16 protein-coding genes are annotated in these 17,072 nt (G+C 72.4%); 9 read left to right on the forward strand and 7 right to left on the reverse strand.

All coding sequences use genetic code 11. From position 1 onward, the window contains the following. Positions 1-68: 68 nt before the first annotated feature. Positions 69-1,040, forward strand: coding sequence for a hypothetical protein (locus tag ACFYM6_RS09880; RefSeq protein WP_387274028.1), 972 nt, complete (start codon positions 69-71; stop codon positions 1,038-1,040). A gap of 90 nt (positions 1,041-1,130) precedes the next feature. Continuing rightward, on the forward strand, positions 1,131-1,457 hold the full coding sequence (locus ACFYM6_RS09885; protein ID WP_387274030.1) for a hypothetical protein: 327 nt from the start codon (positions 1,131-1,133) through the stop codon (positions 1,455-1,457). Positions 1,458-1,502: 45 nt separating this feature from the next. Here ACFYM6_RS09885 and dacB read toward each other — a convergent pair whose 3' ends face one another. Beyond that, entirely contained in the window at positions 1,503-3,086 is a 1,584-nt protein-coding gene (dacB, locus tag ACFYM6_RS09890) for a D-alanyl-D-alanine carboxypeptidase/D-alanyl-D-alanine-endopeptidase (RefSeq protein WP_387274032.1), read from the reverse strand. Between the two features lie 347 nt (positions 3,087-3,433). Here dacB and ACFYM6_RS09895 point away from each other — a divergent pair, with 347 nt between their 5' ends. After that, entirely contained in the window at positions 3,434-3,715 is a 282-nt protein-coding gene (locus ACFYM6_RS09895; protein WP_073832335.1) for an iron-sulfur cluster assembly accessory protein, read from the forward strand. Positions 3,716-3,725: 10 nt separating this feature from the next. On the opposite strand, the gene ACFYM6_RS09900 is transcribed toward ACFYM6_RS09895, so the two are convergent. The 4 genes from ACFYM6_RS09900 to ACFYM6_RS09915 all read right to left on the reverse strand — a co-directional run bounded on the left by ACFYM6_RS09900 (position 3,726) and on the right by ACFYM6_RS09915 (position 7,604). Further along, on the reverse strand, positions 3,726-4,826 hold the full coding sequence (locus ACFYM6_RS09900; protein WP_387274034.1) for a hypothetical protein: 1,101 nt from the start codon (positions 4,824-4,826) through the stop codon (positions 3,726-3,728). A gap of 223 nt (positions 4,827-5,049) precedes the next feature. Then, positions 5,050-5,553: a PepSY domain-containing protein gene (locus ACFYM6_RS09905; protein WP_387274035.1), complete on the reverse strand. Its 504-nt coding sequence runs from the start codon at positions 5,551-5,553 to the stop codon at positions 5,050-5,052. Positions 5,554-5,634: 81 nt separating this feature from the next. Further along, positions 5,635-6,912: an ATP-binding protein gene (locus ACFYM6_RS09910; protein ID WP_387274037.1), complete on the reverse strand. Its 1,278-nt coding sequence runs from the start codon at positions 6,910-6,912 to the stop codon at positions 5,635-5,637. After that, entirely contained in the window at positions 6,909-7,604 is a 696-nt protein-coding gene (locus tag ACFYM6_RS09915) for a response regulator transcription factor (RefSeq protein WP_387274039.1), read from the reverse strand. The genes ACFYM6_RS09910 and ACFYM6_RS09915 overlap by 4 nt, the downstream gene beginning before the upstream one ends. 335 nt (positions 7,605-7,939) lie before the next feature. On the opposite strand from ACFYM6_RS09915, the gene ACFYM6_RS09920 reads away from it, so the two are divergent. The 4 genes from ACFYM6_RS09920 (at position 7,940) to ACFYM6_RS09935 (ending at position 13,024) form a co-directional block, all read left to right on the forward strand. Continuing rightward, entirely contained in the window at positions 7,940-10,375 is a 2,436-nt protein-coding gene (locus ACFYM6_RS09920) for a M14 family zinc carboxypeptidase (RefSeq protein ID WP_387274041.1), read from the forward strand. A 133-nt stretch (positions 10,376-10,508) separates the two neighbouring features. Continuing rightward, positions 10,509-11,786: a YibE/F family protein gene (locus ACFYM6_RS09925; RefSeq protein WP_387274043.1), complete on the forward strand. Its 1,278-nt coding sequence runs from the start codon at positions 10,509-10,511 to the stop codon at positions 11,784-11,786. 99 nt (positions 11,787-11,885) lie between these two features. After that, positions 11,886-12,368: a septum formation initiator gene (locus ACFYM6_RS09930; RefSeq protein ID WP_387274045.1), complete on the forward strand. Its 483-nt coding sequence runs from the start codon at positions 11,886-11,888 to the stop codon at positions 12,366-12,368. Between the two features lie 263 nt (positions 12,369-12,631). Continuing rightward, complete coding sequence (locus ACFYM6_RS09935; RefSeq protein ID WP_387274047.1) at positions 12,632-13,024, forward strand: cupin domain-containing protein; 393 nt, start codon at positions 12,632-12,634, stop codon at positions 13,022-13,024. Positions 13,025-13,120: 96 nt separating this feature from the next. Here ACFYM6_RS09935 and ACFYM6_RS09940 read toward each other — a convergent pair whose 3' ends face one another. Both ACFYM6_RS09940 and ACFYM6_RS09945 read right to left on the reverse strand, forming a co-directional pair. Further along, positions 13,121-14,314, reverse strand: a complete 1,194-nt coding sequence (locus tag ACFYM6_RS09940) for a threonine synthase (protein ID WP_387274049.1) — start codon at positions 14,312-14,314, stop codon at positions 13,121-13,123. An 8-nt stretch (positions 14,315-14,322) separates the two neighbouring features. Further along, complete coding sequence (locus ACFYM6_RS09945; RefSeq protein WP_387274050.1) at positions 14,323-15,357, reverse strand: DNA polymerase ligase N-terminal domain-containing protein; 1,035 nt, start codon at positions 15,355-15,357, stop codon at positions 14,323-14,325. A gap of 137 nt (positions 15,358-15,494) precedes the next feature. Between ACFYM6_RS09945 and ACFYM6_RS09950 the strand changes: the two genes are divergently transcribed. Both ACFYM6_RS09950 and ACFYM6_RS09955 read left to right on the forward strand, forming a co-directional pair. Beyond that, positions 15,495-16,283, forward strand: coding sequence for an aldo/keto reductase (locus ACFYM6_RS09950; protein WP_387274052.1), 789 nt, complete (start codon positions 15,495-15,497; stop codon positions 16,281-16,283). 80 nt (positions 16,284-16,363) lie between these two features. Next, positions 16,364-16,957 carry a hypothetical protein gene (locus tag ACFYM6_RS09955; RefSeq protein ID WP_387274054.1) on the forward strand — a complete coding sequence of 198 codons (594 nt, stop codon included), beginning with the start codon at positions 16,364-16,366 and terminating at the stop codon, positions 16,955-16,957. Positions 16,958-17,072: the final 115 nt, after the last annotated feature.

Consider the following 17,072-nt stretch of genomic DNA (forward strand, 5'->3'; position numbering starts at 1 on the left):
CCACCCGGGGGAGTCGGTCCCCTCCCGGTCGGGAGGGACCGTGGGCGCGGCGGCGGCAGGGTGGACGCATGACGCTCACCGTGCCGCCGCCGACCGCCGCCGCCACCGGGCGCCGTGCCGCCTGGCTGGCGTACGCCGCCGTGGCCTGGGCGATCGGCTACGGCACGCTGCGCGCGGGCTGGGCGGTGGCGGGTCCCCCGTCGTTCGGGCCGCTCGGGACCGACCTGGTGGTGGTCATCGGCTGGTGGTCCGTGGCGCTCCAGGCCGCCGCGGCGATGGCCGGCGTGGGGCTGGCCCGGGCTCAGGCCTGGCGGCCGGCGCTGGCTGCGGCGGCCTGGGCGGTCTGCGCCGCCGTCCTGCTCTCCTGCGCACTGCTGCTGCTGGACCTGGTGGGTTTCCTCGTCCTCGACCTCAGCCCGGCGTTCACCCTGGCCGGGTTCCTCAGCCGGGCCGGTGCGCTCTCCGGCGCCGTGCTGCTGCACGCGGCGGCGCTCGCGCACCTTCGCCGATTCCGGGGGGACTGCGGCCGGTGCGGCCGCGCTCGCGGGTCCGGTGGGCCGGCGCCGCGCTGGGCCCGGGTCGCGGCGTGGGCGGCGGTCGCCGGCTGCCTGGTGCGGCTCGCCGCCCAGGTGGCGGTGGGTTTCGGGGACCTGCCGCTGGCGCAGGGCGCCTCGGTGGCGGCGTTCGAGGTGGGGTTCCTGCTCGCCGGGGTGCTGCTGCCGCTGGCCCTGGTGTACCGGTGGGGGACGGTGTGGCCGTGGTGGGTGCGGCTGCTCGCCGGCCGTAGGGTGCCCCGCCTGGTGCCGCTGGCACCGGCGGTCGTCTTCGCGGTGGGGCTGGTCAGCTACTTCGGTGTCGGGCTCGCCCAGCTCGCCGTCGAGACCGCGACCGGCACCGTCGACCTGGGCGACGGGCGTTACCCGCTGGGCTTCTTCTGGTTCGCCGAGTCCGGCTACTGGGTGTGGGGCTGGGGGCTGGGCGTCGCCGCAGTCGGTTATCACCTGCGGACCCGTCGGGCGTGCCGGCACTGCGGCCGGTGACGGCGGGACAGTTTGTCCGTCAGGGGCGCCATGGGCCGCCGTACCTTTCCCGATGTCCCGGTTCGACCGTCCCCTGTGGAGGTTGTTCTCATGTGCACCAGTGTTTCCGTCGTCCGTTCCGTCGGCCTGTCCGGCCCGGGTGACTCGTCCGGCGCGGTGCTGCGGGAGATCCCGCTGCCGCCGTACGTGACCGGCGAGGACGCCCAGTTCGCGGCCCGGGCGGTGGTGGTGCATGCACCGCAGCGCTGGTCGGGCGGCACGATCTGCCGCAATGACGCCAGTCCGCACCCGTGCCGGCTGCACCGCTGGGGACGGCGGGTGCTGGCGCTGCACGGGCTGCCGCCCGCCGAAATCGACGCCCTGATCGAGCGCGGCGACCCGAACGCCGAGCCGCGCCCGCACCGGCCCGGCGCCTGACCGGTGAAGCCCCGGCCCGTCCCGCGGGCCGGGGCTTCACCGGAGTCAGCAGACGATCGGCTTCACCCAGGAGCACTCCCTGCCCTCGGGCACCCGCGGTGCCTCCGGCGCCGTCGGCACCGTCAGCCGCGCCGTGCTCGTCCCCTTCTCGGTGTACGAGGCCAGCGCGACCGCGATCTGGTCCTCCAGCCCCTTGACCGACGAGGTCAGGTAGTTGTTCAGCACGATGGAGAAGGCCAGCAGGCGCCCGTCCGCGTCGGTGACGTAGCCGGAGAGGCTGGACGCCCCGGTGAGGCTGCCGGTCTTGGCGTGCACGTTGTTCGCGGCGGCTGTGCCGCGCATCCGGCTGCGCAGCGTGCCGCCGACGAAGCGGTCGGCGTTGCCGGCCACCGGCAGGGCCGCGTACCAGGTGTCGAACCAGGGTTCGGCCCGGACGGCGGCGAGCAGCGCCACGAACTGGGAGGGCGGAATCATGTTGCGTCGGGAGAGGCCGGAGCCGTCGCGCTGGCGCAGCGTGCCGGTGTCCACTCCGGAGTTGCCGGCGTACGTCCCGATCGCGGCGAGCCCGGCGGACCAGGTGCCGGAGCCGGACAGGACCCGGCCCAGTTCCTTGGTGAGCACCTCCGCGTGGCCGTTGTTGGAGAGTTTGAGGAACGGCACCATCAGCTCGGCCAGCGGCATCGAGTCGTGGCGGGCGATCGTGGTGGCGTCGCGCGGGGTGGCCTCGCCCAGCACCGTCCGGCCGAGGACGCGCACTCCGTGCCGCAGCAGCGCCGACCGGAAGATGTCGGCGGCGTACCCGGTCGGCTCCCAGACCGTCATCCAGTCGCTCGCCGGGTCCTCGCCGACCGCGATCTGGCCGGTCACCACGATGGTGTTGCCGCCGTGCTCGCGCTCGAAGGAGATGCTCGTCTCGCCGGTGGCGACCGTCTCGGCCCGGTTGTCGATCCGCAGCCAGCCGTTGGGCGGGGTCATGGTGACCACCGGCGGCGCGCCCGCCGCGCCGGCCGGGGCGGCGTGCACGATCACGGTACCGGCGTCGTAGTCGGTGTCCGGGGCCACGGTCAGCGCCGAGACCTGCGCCGCGTAGTAGTAGGACTCGTCGTCCCAGGTCCAGTCCGGGCCCAGCCGAGTGCGGTCGTAGCGGGTGTCGTCGGCGACCAGGGTCCCGGTCACCACCCGTACGCCCGCGGCGGCGACCCGCGCGGCCAGCTCGTCGTAGTTCTCGGCGAGCATGGTCGGGTCGCCTCCGCCGCGCAGGTACAGGTTGCCGGTGAGCACCCCGGCGCGGCGTACGCCGTCGTTGGCGACGTCGGTGGTGAAGCGGTGGCCGGGGCCGAGCAGTTTCATCGCCGCGGTCGAGGTGAGCAGCTTCGTGTTCGAGGCGGGGATCAGCCGGCGGTCACCGTTGCGGTGATAGAGGGACCGCCCGGTGGCGGTGTCCACCACGACCACGCCCGCCTGCGCCCCGGCCAGCCGGGAGTCGGCGAGGACCGCGTCGATGGTCGCGTTGAGCCGGGTCTGCGCGGGGGTGGGCGACTCGGCGGTGGCGGTCGAGGCGCCGGCCGTGGCCGCGGTGGCGACCACGGCCAGCACGGCGAGCGCCCGCGGAAAGAGACGACGATGCATGTACCGATGCTGCCATGGAGTTTTCTTCCGGAGAAGGCTCTGGAGCGAAGGTTATTGCCGTAATGGTCGCGCCGACGGAAGCGCGGAGGAAACTCCACCGAGTACCCATTTCGCGGACCCGAAAACCCCTGGTCACCCGATCGGGTGCCCCACCCGCGGCCCCGGTGTCCACTGATCCAGCTCTATTTGACGGATGCCCGCGCAGGGGGCACCGTAGGCCATGAGGGCGGTGCGAGCTGCCCAGATTTGCCCCGGCGAAGAGTGATTCGCCGTTCCGGTTCCGGGCCCGGCCGCGTACGGCCGCGTCGACCCGTCCTCGATCCCGAACCTGTCACGAGGAGTCCGCCATGCTGACCATGACCGACAACGCCGTCCTGGTGATCCGCGACCTCGCCGAACAGCAGGACGTCGCCGATGGTGGCGGGCTGCGCATCGCCGCCGACACCGACGCCGGCTCGCTCTCGATCGAGCTGGTGCCGCAGCCGGCGCAGGGCGACCAGGTGGTCGACACCCAGGGCGCCCGGATCTTCCTCGACGCCGACGCCGCCCAACTGCTCAACGACACCTCCGTCGACGCGGTCGTCGACGAGGAGGGGATCGTCCAGTTCGGCTTCACCACAAAGGAGTGACGGCCACCGGTCACCCGGCCCGGCGGTGAGTCTCACCGCCGCGGTGCGGCCGGCCGGAACGGCCCCGCTCAGGCCCGTCCGCGTGCCACGGCTCGTCGCGCTGCTCCGGCCCGGCGGGGAGCAGCGCCGCCAGCACGTGCGCCAGGTGGTGCGAGGTGCTCCAGGCGATCCAGTTCGCCGTCGAGCCGGCCCCCGCACCCCGCCGGGCCCGGCGCAGGATCTCGTGATCGCCCCAGGAGAAGCCGGCCCCGGCAATCGGCCAGTGCGGCGCCGCCACGAGCGTGCGGCACAGGTCGGCGAAGCGCTCGTCACCCCGGCCGCCCCGCCGCGACCAGCGATAGAGCCACCACGCCCCGTCCGTGGTGTAGCGCAGCGTCGGCAGCCGGTCGCCCGGCCCCTCCGCGTCCGGCACCGCGCAGCAGACTCCGTTGTCGCCGTAGCCGACGCCGAGGTCGGCCAGCCGCTGCCAGAGCTGCCAGTCGAAGCGGTCCAGGCGGACCGGTTCGTCGGTGGGCAGCCGGGCCAGCGTCGGCGGCATTCCGCCGGCCACCACGGTCACCGAACGCCACGCGTGCCGCCGGGCCCACTCCGCCAGCCGTCGGACCCGGGGCTCGGCCAGCCGGACGTCCGCCGGGCAGCAGACGTCCCCGGCGTCGATCAGCAGGTCGCACTGCTCCGGCACCAGCCGGGCCAGCCGCCACACCCGCTCCACCGCGCCGGTCGTCGCGTCCGGCCCGGCCCGGTCCTGCCCGGTCCGCAGCCGCAGCACCGCCCGCTGGGCGTACGCCCGCGCGGCGGCGCCGTGCGCCACCAGCCGCCGGTGGCTCTCCGCGAGCCCGATCACCGGCACCAGCGGTACGCCCCAGCGGACCAGCTCGCTGCGCGGCCCGTCCGGCAGCGCCGAGACATCGACCGAGGGAAGCAGCCCGGCCGGAAGCCGGCGGACAAGGTCCACGGTGTACGGCTCCACCGCGTGGATGTCGATGACCGGAGCGAGCAGCGGAGCGGTGACCTCGTCGAGATGGGCCAGCGCCTCCAGCTCACCCCGGCGGCCATTGAGTACAGGACGGTAGACCGCATCGGCCGCCCGACCCTCGTGGGCGGGCACCATACTTCAATGTATCGGGCGATTCGCGTACGCCCACACTTTCGGCGGAATCGGGACGTCGTTGACGGCCGCTGACCAGCGGTGCTGGCACGGGCGGGCGGGCGTAGCCGGACAGGACACCAGCATTCCTGACCACCTCCTGAGCCGACTGTGTGCTTGCGTGCTGGCACTCCGGGGTCCGGGCAGACGATGTCCGCCCGGACCCCGGAGCTGTGCGGAGGGGTGCTCAGTCGTCGTCGCGGTTTCGGGGCCGGTCCCCGCCGTGGTCGTCGCCGACGTCGTGGTTCCGGTCGTCGCTGCCGGTGCGGGCGGCGGTGCGGTCGTCGCCGCGGCGACCGTCGTCGGCCCGCCGCTGCTCGATCTCGACCACGGTGCCGTCACCCCGGTCGACCTTCACCTCGTACGTGGTGCCGCCTTTGGCGACCTTGACGCTCCACATCCGACGGCCGTGCTCCAGCTCGGCCTCGATCTCCACGATCCGGCCGCCGCCGAGCCGGGCGAGCGCGATCTCGCCCGCCCGCTTGCCGCTCACCGCACCGTCGGCAGTGCCGCTCGGCGCCCCGCTGGACGTCGCGTCGTCGTCCGGCTTGGGGTTGTCGTCGGCGGTCGCTGCGGCGAGCGCGGGGCCGGGAGCCGGCCGGTCGGCCGCGGTCACGCCCAGCGCCACACCGGTCACCGCCAGCACCGCGGCCCCGCCGGCCGCCGCCAGGACCAAAGAAGTCCGTCGCATTGTCTCCACCTTTCCTCGGTTGTGCCGTCGAGGATCGGTCCGGAGTGGATAGCGGCGCGCTACCCGCGGGATAAGCCCGGGTTAAGGCCGGGGCGGCCCGAGCCGCAGCAGCACGAGCGCTCCACCCCCGGGGGCGGTCTGCAGCTCCAGCCGGCCACCGCTGGCCCGGGCGGCCCGGTCGGCGATGTCCAGTCCCAGCCCGGTCGAACCCGCGTGGCTGGCGCCCCGCCGGACCGTTCCGGACGGCAGACCCGGGCCGGAGTCGGCGACGGTCAGCGCGACCTGCCCCGCTTCGGGGGCGAGCCGGACGGTGAACGGGGTGCCGTCCGGCGTGTGCGCGAAGACGTTGCCCAGCAGCGCGTCCACGGCTGCGGCCAGCTCGTCCTCGGGCACCCCGACCGGCAGCGGGCCGGGCGCCAGGTCGAGGGTGACGGTGCGGCCGGTGTCCTCGGCGAGCACCGACCAGAAGGTCACCCGCTCGCCGACGACCGCCGCCGCGTCGCAGCCGGCCCGGCCGTCCGATGCCGCGCTGCGCCACCGGGCCTGCCGGATCAGGCCGGTGACGGCCCGTTCCAGGCCGTCCACCGCGGTGGTCAGCCGGGCCGCGTCGTCCGGGTCGCGCAGCGACTCGGCCTCCAGCCGCAGCGCGGTCAGCGGGGTACGCAGCCGGTGCGACAGGTCCGCGACCTGCTCACGCTCCTCGCGTAGCAATACCTGGATCCGGCCGGCCAGGTGGTTCAGCGCGCCGGCGACCTCCCGCAGCTCGGGCGGCCCGGCCGGGGTGACCCGGGCGTCGAGTTCGGCGTTGGCGAGCCGGTGCGAGACCGCGGAGAGTTGGCTGATCGGCCGGACCAGCGTGCGGGCCAGCCGGTCGGCGACCGCCAGCCCGACCAGCACCAGCAGCCCGCCGAGCAGGGCCAGCACCAGCCAGGCCCGGGTCACCCCGGCGGTGAGCTCCGACCGGGGCACCACGGTCCGGATCACCCCGGTCCCGGCATCGCGGCCCCGGACCGCGATGACCACCTCCCGGCCGTCGGCCGACTCGACGGTCAGGCTCTGCCCCCGTGCGGCGAGCGCCACCGCGGGCGTCCGTGGCACCGGCGTGCCGAGCACCGCGCCGTCGGGCAGGTACACGCTGATCGGTCGACCCGAGTCGGCGGCGCGCTGCTCGACGGTGAGCCGGATGGTGTCCGGGTCGGCCGTGCCGACCACCGGTACCAGGGTCTGCGCGTCGGCGGTGGCCTGGACGGTCGCCCGGTCCGCAGCGACGGTGCGCAGCAGCAGCGCCAGCGGCACCAGGAAGGCGGTCAGGACGAGCACGCTGACGGCGGCGACGAGCAGCGCCAGCCGGCCCCTCACCGGCTGGCCCCGGGAGCCTCCAGCCGCACTCCGACTCCCCGGATCGTGTGCAGGTAGCGCGGTTCCTGAGCGGTCTCGCCCAGCTTGCGGCGGAGCCAGGACAGGTGCACGTCGACGGTCTTGTCGGCGCCGCCGTACGGGATCTGCCAGACCTCGGTGAGCAGCTCCCGCTTGCTGACCACCTGCCCGGGGCGACCGGCGAGGTGGTGCAGCAGGTCGAACTCGCGCGGGGTCAGCTCGACCGGGACGCCGTCCAGGCTCACCTGCCGGGAGCGCGGGTCGATCCGCAGCCCGCCGACCACCAGCGCCGCGTCCTCCGCCCCGGGGTCGCCGGCCGACCGGCGCAGCACGGCCCGGACACGGGCGTCCAGCTGCGCCGCGGTGAACGGTTTCACCAGATAGTCGTCGGCCCCGGCGTCGAGCAGCCGGACGATCTCGCTCTCGTCGTCCCGTGCGGTGGCCACGATCACCGGCACCGAGCTGACCGCGCGCAGCATCCGCAGCAGCTCACGACCGTCCAGGTCGGGCAGTCCCAGGTCGAGCACGACCAGGTCGGGCCGGTCGTCGAGCGCGTCGCGCAGCCCGCTCATCGCGGTCGAGGCGGCGGCCACCGCGTGGCCGCGCTCGCGCAGGGCCCGGATCAACGGGGTACGGATGGTCAGGTCGTCCTCGATGAGCAGCAGCCGGGGCACAGGGTGCACGGTAGCCCGCTGGAGCCGTCCGGGTCAGTCCTCGTCCGGGTTGTCGAGGCGGTCCGGTCTTCGACCGAAGGCCCGATTGAGTCCGCAGAAATGTTAGCTGGGCTAATGATGCGGTTCGAGCTGCTCGGGTCCAGGGCTTGGCGGTGCGGGCAGCCCGGTCGGGATGATCGTTCCGATCGGTCGGACCAACGTCCGCCCTGTCGCCACTGATCTTGACACTGGCTGAGAGGCGGCTCACACTTCCGCCCAACTGTGGCAGCCGGAGGTCGTGCCGGACACTCCCCACCAAGCGGCCCTCGGGAACCCCCTTGCCTGGAAGGACTCTCATGAGGAGTAGCAGAAAATCGGTCAGAACGGGCCGCTGGTTGGCCCTGCTCGCGCTACCGCTGGCGCTCGCCTTCAGCGCCCCCGGCCTCGCGATGACGTCGGACGGCGAGGTGGCCCCCGACAGGGTGTCGAGTGGTGCGCAGAACGGCGTCGGGCTGATGCGCATCGTGGTCGCCGACAAGTCGGGGATCGATCAGCTCAACGAGCTGGGTGTCGACCTCGCCGAGTACGTCAAGCCGGTCGACAACGGCATCGAGGTGCACGCGATCCTCAGCCCGGAGGAGAGCCAGGCGTTGCGGGACATGGGCTTCGACGTCCAGGACGCCATTTCCGACCAGAACGACTACGCGGAGAACCTGACCGAACGGGCCGCTACGATGCGCGCCCTGACGGCTGCGGCGGCCAGCACGGACACCTTGACCATGCTGCGCGCGGAGTGGTTCACCAGCCTCGACAACCAGCTCTTCCTCAACATTGAGGTGAAGTCGAGCGCCGGCACCGACTCGACGACCGTGCTGACGGCCAGCTGGGACAGCGGAGCGGGTACCGAGATCGGCTCCGGTGGCACCGCCACCATGTCCCGGTTCACCGACGCCGGCCAGTACATGTACCACCGGTTCAGCAACCCGGTGGCCATCAGCGCCGCACCGGCCAAGGCAACCATCACCAGCAACAAGGGCGGCTCGGTCACCGTCGACGTGAGCAAGTGGCTGGGCAGCCCGCGCAAGGTCACCGGCAACCACCCGTACGTGTCGGACTTCGTCGACCACTACATGGACCCGACCGAGGTCACCGCGCGGATCAGCAGCCTGGCCGCCGAATTCCCGAAGCTGACCCAGCTGATCGACCTGCCATACAAGACGAACGGCTACCGGCGCCAGGCGCAGGCTCAGTTCGGCACCGCCTCGGCGAGCATCGTCTACGTCACCTCGAAGGCGTACGGCTCTGAGGGCGGCAACGACATCACCATGTCGCTGGTCAACCCGGGCGTGGCGAACGCCCCGCTGACGGTCGGCGTGTCCGGCAAGGCCGTCACGGTGAACCTGGCCACCAACGGCTCCGGCGCGATCAGCAGCACCGCGGCGCAGGTCGTCGCCGCGGTGAACGGCAACGCCGACGCCGCGAAGCTGCTCACCGCCAGCACCTACCGGGGTAACGCCGGCACCGGTGTGGTGGCCGCGGCGGCGGTCACCAGGCTGACCGACAACCTGAAGGCCCCGGCGAGTGTGTCCCGCGACCCGTTCCAGATGAAGGCGCTGCGGATCGGCAAGCAGCGGGACGGCTCGAAGGTCGGCGTCTTCCTCTACTGCCAGGAGCACGCCCGGGAGTGGGTGACCCCGCTGGTCTGCGTGGAGACGGCCGAGCGGCTGCTGCGCAACTACGCGAAGGACCCGAACACCCGCAAGCTCGTCGATGACCTGGACATCTTCATCCTGCCCACGGTCAACCCGGACGGCTCGCACTACAGCATGTACGACTACAACATGCAGCGCCGGAACATGACCAACTACTGCCCGGCCACCTCGGCGGACCCGGCCAACCGCAACGCCTGGGGCGTGGACCTGAACCGGAACTTCTCGATCGGTTCGGTCTACGACGGCTACAACGGGGGCTCGACGAGCTGCACCAGTGACACCTACGCCGGTCCGAGCAAGTTGTCGGAGCCGGAAGCACGCAACGAGGTGTGGTTGGTCGACACCTTCCCGAACATCAAGTTCGCCATGAACAACCACTCCTACGGTGGTTACTTCATGTGGCCCCCGGGTGCGTACAAGACCGCCGGGCGGGAGGTGCTGCCGCGGGTGGACCAGGGCACCGAGGCCTTCTTCTGGACCTCCTCGGACTACATCCTCTCCCGCGTGCAGGAGCACCGAGGCACCGGGATCTGGCCGGGTCGCACCGGGCCGGTGACCGACGTGCTCTACTCGGCGGCCGGTAACAGCGCCGACGAGCACTGGTACAACCGGGGCATCATCGGCTGGGACTTCGAGGTCGGCGCGGACGTCTACAACCCGACGACCAAGCGGTTCACCGCGGTCGGCTTCCAGCCGTCCTTCGCCGAGGGTCACGAGGAGGCGATGGAGTTCGCCAACGGCAACATCGCCATCCTCGATGTCGCCCGGTCCTACGCGACGGACAAGCTCCAGCCGCGATCCGAGCTGAAGACCGTCAAGCAGGAACCTGGTGCCACGACCTTTACCTTCACCACCAGCGAGCCGGCGAACGTCTACTACACGCTCGACGGCAGCCGACCGACGTTCGACTCCCCCAAGCTAGCGCTGGCCGGCATGCGGGAGGGCAACCAGACCCTCACGGTCAAGGGCAACACCACCGTCAACTGGTTCTCGATCGACATCGCCGGCAACGTGGAGAGCAACTACAAGCCGGACGGCAACGGCAAGAACTACAACAAGCAGACGGTAGCCATCCAGTAATCAACATCGATGGGAAGCGGTGGCCGTCGACCTCCGGTCGGCGGCCACCGCCGTTGTCCCGGCATGCCCGGCTCGGCTTCGTCCCCGCAGCCACCCCGATCACGCCCATCCTCGCTGCCCACCGGAGCAACCGATGCACACCCACACCCGGCCGACCTCCCGGCCGCCGGTCGACCCGTCCCGCGACAGCGCGACCCGACGCCGGACCCTGCTGCTGCTCACTCTGATCCTGGCGCCGCTGGCCGCGGCGACGCTGCTCGGGATGGTGCTGCTCTGGCCGGACGGCAAGCCGGCGAGCGGTAGTGCCACCGCGAGCGCGCGCAGCCGGAGCCATCCCGAGGCGACGGTGCAGAGCGTCGCGACGTACGACTGCCCCGCCGGCAGTCAACAGCCCGGACCAGACGGCCGGCAACAGATGGTGACCTGCGCGTCGGTGCAGGCCCGGTTGGAGACCGGGCCGGAAAGTGGCGGCAGCGTGGCCGTCGACGTGCCGGCGGAGGTCTACCGCGCCGGCCTCGAACCCGGTGATCGGATCAAGCTGGTCCGCGTCTTCAACCACCAGAGCGGCCCGGCCATGTACGCCTTTTACGACTACTCCCGGACCCTGCCCATCTCACTGCTCGCGGCGGCCTTCGCCGTGGTCGTCATCGCAGTGGCCCGGATGCGCGGGCTGAAGGCCCTGATCGGGCTCGGCTTCGCTTATCTGATCATCGTCAAGTTCATGCTGCCCGCGCTGCTGACCGGTGAATCCGGCCTACTGGTCGGCGTGGTCGGCTCGTCGGCGATCATGTTCGTCGTCCTCTACCTGGCCCACGGATTCTCGGTGCGCACCACCTCCGCGCTGATCGGTACGCTGTTCGGCCTGCTGGCCACGGCCGGTATCGGGCTCTGGGCCACCAGCGCCGCCCACCTGACGGGCCTCGGTGACCAGGACAGCGGTGCGCTCGCCCTCTTCGACACCCGGATCAACTTGCCGGAGATCGTGCTCTGCGGCGTCATCGTCGCCGGACTCGGCGTGCTCAACGACGTCACCATCACCCAGTCCTCGGCCGTGTGGGAGCTGCACGAACTGGGCTCGAACAGCTCCGCCCGACAACTGTTCGGCAGTGCCATGCGGATCGGCCGCGACCACATCGCCTCGACCGTCTACACCATGGCTTTCGCGTACGCCGGGGCGGCCCTACCCGTCCTGCTGCTGATCAACGCTTACGACCGCCCGCTGCTCAACGTGCTCACCACCGCCCAGATCGCCGAGGAGATCGTCCGGACGCTGGTCGCCTCCATCGGTTTGGTGCTCGCGATCCCGCTGACCACGGCGGTGGCCGTCGCGGTCGTCAAGGCCATCGGGAGCGCCACACCGACCCCTGCCCCGACCCCAGGCGGGATGCCGACCGCCACCGCCGCCGGATGACTAACTCGGCCGAACGGCTGCGGCCGTCGTCGGAGCCTCGCCGGCTCTTTTAACGTTCCCCGGTGCCGGCCTTAACCTTCCCTCGGGGACACTCGGCGCATGGGCCGTCGTCAGATCCTCGCCGCCGTCGGGTGGTTGGCCACCACCGTCGCCGCCACGCTCGTCGGGGTGGGCGCGATCCAACTGGTCGGCAAGGGCATCGCCGGCACCCCCGGCGGCGTACGCGACCAGCAGGAGGTCGAGCGGGCGCTCGCGTCCACCGAGCCGGCACCCCCGCGGCCGACCCGAAGCCCGACCGGCTCGCCAACCACGACCCCGACGGCCTCGGCGAGCCCGACGCCCACCGGCCGCCCGACCGGAGCCCGGAGCAGCTTCTCCACCCCGGGTGGCACGGCGGTGGCGGAGTGCGGGCCGGCTGGAGCCCGCCTGGTCACCTGGTCACCCGCCCAGGGCTACCGGGAGAAGGAAGCCGAACCAGGACCGGACGACCACGTCAAGGTCCGGTTCGTCGGCCCCGGGGGCGAGTACGAGCTGAGGGTGCGCTGCGTCGGCGGGCAGCCGGTGGCCGACCCCCACGACTGAGCCGGCCGGCTGCCGGAGCGAGCGCGCAGACGAGCGCACGGCGCCGCTCGACCGGGGTCGTAACGTCGCCGCGCTCTGGCCGTCTCCCACCACCGCAGCCGTACGGCGGTACGACAGCGGGGACCTGGCTCGACCGGCCAGGGTGCACCGGTCCTGGCGCAGCGGATGCCCGTCCAGAGGGGATCCAAACCAGTGCGGGTGGCAAATTCCACGATCCGCAAGTTTCGGCGTGACTGGTGCGGGCGATCGGGTATGTGCCCGTCATGGAGCATTTCACGATCGCGACCGTCGCCGAGAGGAGCCCGGACTTCCGGCGGGTGCTCTGGACCGGGCAGCACACCCAACTGGTGATCATGACGATCCCGCCGGGTGGGGAGATCGGCGAGGAGGTGCACGAGGACATCGACCAGATCCTGACCTTCGTCAGCGGCACCGGGGAGGCCCGGGTGGCCGGGGAGAAGAAGGAGGTCGTCGCCGGCGACCTGGTGGTCGTACCCGCCGGCACCCGGCACAACTTCGTCAACACCGGCCCCAACCCGCTCGTCCTCTACACCGTCTACGGCCCGCCCGATCACGCCGACGGCGCGGTGCACCGGACCAAGGAGGAGGCCGACGCGGCCGAGGCCGCCGGCCAGGACGAGCCACCCACCGGGTGACCGGCCGGGCCTGATCCGGACCGGGACGGGGCGGTCGACCGGTGCCCCGACCGGTTCGACGCGTCAGCTACCGCCGCCGGTGGATCGAGGTGCGGATCAGACCGCCACCAGCGGTACCCCGGAGACGTCCACCGTCTCCGGGTACTTCAGCCCGGCGCCGGTGTTCAACACCACCACCCGCTCGCCGGCCCGGATCCAGCCCCCGGCCCGCAGTTGCCGGGCGGCGGTCAGGCAGGCGGCCCCCTCCGGGCAGAGCAGCAGCCCCTCCCTGGCGGCGAAGTCACGCAGGTCGGCGAGGATCTCGGCGTCGTCCACCGCGATCGCCGTCCCGCCGCTCTCCCGCAGCGCGGTGAGGATCAGCTCGTCGCCGAGCGGGGCCGGCACGGTGATGCCGAACGCCACGGTCCGCGCGTCGGCCCAGGCGGTGGCGCGCGGCTCGCCGGCGGCGAACGCCCGGACGATCGGCGCGCAGCCGGTGGACTGCACCGCCACCAGCCGGGGCAGCCGGTCCTCCACCCAGCCCAGCTCGCGCAGCTCGTGCAGCGCCTTGTGGATGCCGATCAGCCCCACCCCGCCGCCGGTCGGATAGATGATCACATCGGGCACCTGCCAGCCGAGCTGCTCGACGATCTCGTACCCCATGGTCTTCTTGCCTTCCAGGCGGTACGGCTCGCGCAGCGTGCCGGCGTCGAAGATCCGCCCGCCCGACTCGGCGACCAGCCGGGCCACCCACCGGCCGGCGTCGCTGATCAGGCCGTCGACCAGCCGCAGGTCGGCCCCGGCCGCCAGGCACTCCCGCCGGCAGATGGTCGGGGCGTCCAGCGGCATGGCGATGGTCGCGCCCATCCCGGCCCGGGCCGCGTACGTCGCCCAGGCCGCGCCGGCGTTGCCGTTGGTGGGCATGGCGATCCGCTCGACGCCCAGCTCCCGGGCCCGGCTCACCCCCACCGCCGCGCCCCGGGCCTTGAACGACCCGGTCGGGGTGAGCCCCTCGTCCTTCAGAATCAGGTCCGGGATGCCGATCTCCTGGCCGTACCCGGGGACGCGCAGCAACGGAGTCCAGCCCTCGCCCAGCGTGGCCACGAAGCGTTGGTCGGCCACCGGCAGCAGCTCCCGGTAGCGCCACAGGTCAGCCGGGCGGAGACCGAACTGCTCCGGGGTCAGCGACGCGGCCACCGCGGCCAGGTCGTAGCGGGCCAGCAACGGGGATCCGCACTCGCACAGGTTCTGCAGCTTGTCGGCCGGATGCTCCCGGCCGCAGCGCGGGCACTCCAGGTGCGTCAGGTGCACGGTGGTCCTCAGCTCGGGTCGATGCTCAGCCAGTGCCGGCTGCGCCGACCCGGCTCGTACGGGGAGTCGAGCCGCTTGGCCACGACTCCCGGGAGCCCCTGTTCGCGGGCGGTCCGCAGGGCGTCCGCGCCGACACCCGGGAACCACGGCGGAGTCTGCCAGTGCTTCCCGGCCAGCGCCAGACCGTCGAGCAGTTCGCGGCGCTGGGCGTACGGCACGTCGAGGGTGGTCACGCCCTCCAGCCAGAGCAGGTCGACGCCCAGGAACTGGCCGTCCCGCTTGGTGGGCGGCTTGACCCGCCCGGCCGGGTCGATGCGGACCAGCACGCCGTCCAGCACCGCCTCGGTGGGGGCCAGGTCCTCGGCCATCGCCCGCAGCCAGGGGTAGTACCCGGTCACGTCCGTGTCCGACTCGTCGAGCAGCCGCAGCCGGCCGCCCGAGACGTACGCGACCGCCCGCAGCCCGGCCCAGCGCAGCTCGTACCCCCAGGCGGTCTCGTCCTTCGGCAGGCCCTTCCCTGGGGCGGCGTGCATCGGGCGGACCAGTTCGGGCATCGGGGTCCAGCCCTCGGGTGCCGGGCCGGTGCGGCGGACCATCCAGTCGCGCCCCCGGCCGCCGGTGGCGAAGAGCACGTACCGGCCCTTCGTCCGCTTCCCGTCGAGCACCACGATCACCTCGTCGTCGCGCCACTTCTCGGCGCGGTACGTCCCGGTGTCGTGGATGGTCATCTTCCCGCCGCCGTACTCGCCGGCCGGGATCTCGCCGTGGAAGGTGAGGTACTCCATCGGGTGGTCCTCGGTGTGCACGGCGAGGTGGTTGCGACCCGGGTCGCGGGGCAGGCCGCGCGGCACCGCCCAGGAGGCCAGCACGCCGTCGTGCTCCAGCCGCAGGTCCCAGTGCAGGCTGCGGGCGTGGTGCTGCTGGATGACGAAGCGGGGCTTGCGCCGGGAGGTCCGCTTCCGCTCCGGGGCCGGTTCCGGCACCGGCTCGGGGGTACGCGCCGCGTCCCGCTTCCGCCGGTACTCCTCCAGCCGGTCAGCCACTCCCGCATTGTCCGGTACGCGGCGGCGCTCCGCAGGGGTGTCGTGGTGCGGATCGTCCCGTTTCCGCCGTCGGCGTCCGGCCCGTCCGCCGGCGGGTCGCCGGCATGGGGGGCCCGATCAGGGGTAGAACAGCCGCCATGACTGGTGTTGAGCAGCAACCCACCGTCCCGCTCTCCGGCGACGTCCGGATCCCGTTGCTCGGGTTCGGCACCTGGCAGGCCACCGGCCGGGCCGGTTACGACGCCGTGCTCGCCGCCCTCGACGCCGGCTACCGGATGATCGACACCGCCACCATGTACGGCAACGAGGCGGAGGTGGGCCGGGCGGTCAAGGAGAGCGGGCTGCGCCGGGAGGACCTCTTCCTCACCACCAAGATGCTGCCGGACCAGGTCGGCCGGGAGCGGGAGGCCATCGAGGCGAGCCTGCGGGCCCTCGACACCGACTACGTCGACCTGTGGCTGATCCACTGGCCACCGTCCGCGCCGGGGGACAGCATTCCCGTGTGGCGGGAGTTCCTGGCCGCCCGGGACGAGGGCCTGGTCCGCACGGTGGGGGTGAGCAACTACAGCATCAGCCAGATCGACGAGCTGATCCAGGCCACCGAGGAGAATCCGGCGGTCAACCAGATCCGGTGGAGCCCGACGCTGTACGACCGGCAGACGCACGCCGCCCACCGGGACCGGGGCGTGGTGCTGGAGGGCTACAGCCCGTTCAAGACCAGCGACCTCTCCGACCCGGTGCTGGTGCGCATCGCCCAGGCCCACGGCGTCTCCCCGGCGCAGGTGGTGCTCCGCTGGCACATCGACCACGAGATCGTGGTTATCCCCAAGTCGGTCCACCCGGAGCGGATCCAGGCCAACGCCGACGTCTTCCACTTCTCGCTCACCGCCGAGGAGATGCGCGACATCGACGCCCTCGGCCGCTGACTGCGGCGGGAAACGGGACGGCGGGCGACCGAACGGGCGTCTACAGTGGCTGCTCCGGTTCCGTTGTTCGAAGGAGCAGTGTGCCCCGCATCCGCAACATCCTGATCATCGCCGGCGTCGCCCTGGGCGCGTCGGCCCTCGTGCCTGCCGCGCCGGCCTCGGCCGACACGGTGACCAAGTACGCCCACGCCCTCTTTCGCAACAGCGACGACAACGTCGGCATGGACATCGACGTGGTGAAGGCCGCCGGCCAGGCCACGATCGATGTCGAGTGGCAGGACTCGCACTGCGCGCCGGTCGACACGACGTACGTCTGCGACAGCGTCTCCCGGACCGCCTACGACGTCCCGGTCACCAGCTTCTCCTTCTCGGTCGACGGGGTGACCACCGTTACGGCGGACCTGGCGTACCGGGAGCTGCGCCGGCACTGTGTCTTCACGGAGGAGACCGAGGACTGCACCGAGACGGACGACAGCGGTACCACCACCGTCGAGGTGACCTGGACCGCGTCCGGTAAGCCGACCCGCTCGGAGTGGACCGACGAGCAGGGTGTGCGGCACGTCCAGACGCAGAACGCCACGGCAGTGGCCGGTACCGGCTTCGACCTCTCCTACGGCCCGGACGACAGCTTCGGCCAGGTGACCCAGGTGCGTACGGCCGACCCGGTGTCCTGAGCCGGGTGCTGGGTGCCGGGGGGGGGGGCCCCCCCCGGCGCCCCCCCCCCCCGCCCCCACGGGGGGGCTGGGGGGGGGGGTGTGGTGGGGGTATGAGTTGAAGATGTGGGGGTGG

It is taken from the genome of Micromonospora sp. NPDC006431 (genome assembly GCF_042870725.1).
Taxonomy (GTDB): Bacteria; Actinomycetota; Actinomycetes; order Mycobacteriales; family Micromonosporaceae; genus Micromonospora.

Coding starts and splice junctions, on each gene's coding strand:
- ACFYM6_RS09905 (WP_387274035.1), bottom strand. CDS start 5,553: ATGCGACGGACTTCTTTGGTCCTGGCGGCGGCCGGCGGGGCCGCGGTG.
- ACFYM6_RS09885 (WP_387274030.1), top strand. CDS start 1,131: ATGTGCACCAGTGTTTCCGTCGTCCGTTCCGTCGGCCTGTCCGGCCCG.
- dacB (WP_387274032.1), bottom strand. CDS start 3,086: ATGCATCGTCGTCTCTTTCCGCGGGCGCTCGCCGTGCTGGCCGTGGTC.
- ACFYM6_RS09900 (WP_387274034.1), bottom strand. CDS start 4,826: ATGGTGCCCGCCCACGAGGGTCGGGCGGCCGATGCGGTCTACCGTCCT.
- ACFYM6_RS09935 (WP_387274047.1), top strand. CDS start 12,632: ATGGAGCATTTCACGATCGCGACCGTCGCCGAGAGGAGCCCGGACTTC.
- ACFYM6_RS09920 (WP_387274041.1), top strand. CDS start 7,940: ATGAGGAGTAGCAGAAAATCGGTCAGAACGGGCCGCTGGTTGGCCCTG.
- ACFYM6_RS09880 (WP_387274028.1), top strand. CDS start 69: ATGACGCTCACCGTGCCGCCGCCGACCGCCGCCGCCACCGGGCGCCGT.
- ACFYM6_RS09930 (WP_387274045.1), top strand. CDS start 11,886: ATGGGCCGTCGTCAGATCCTCGCCGCCGTCGGGTGGTTGGCCACCACC.
- ACFYM6_RS09950 (WP_387274052.1), top strand. CDS start 15,495: ATGACTGGTGTTGAGCAGCAACCCACCGTCCCGCTCTCCGGCGACGTC.
- ACFYM6_RS09925 (WP_387274043.1), top strand. CDS start 10,509: ATGCACACCCACACCCGGCCGACCTCCCGGCCGCCGGTCGACCCGTCC.
- ACFYM6_RS09895 (WP_073832335.1), top strand. CDS start 3,434: ATGCTGACCATGACCGACAACGCCGTCCTGGTGATCCGCGACCTCGCC.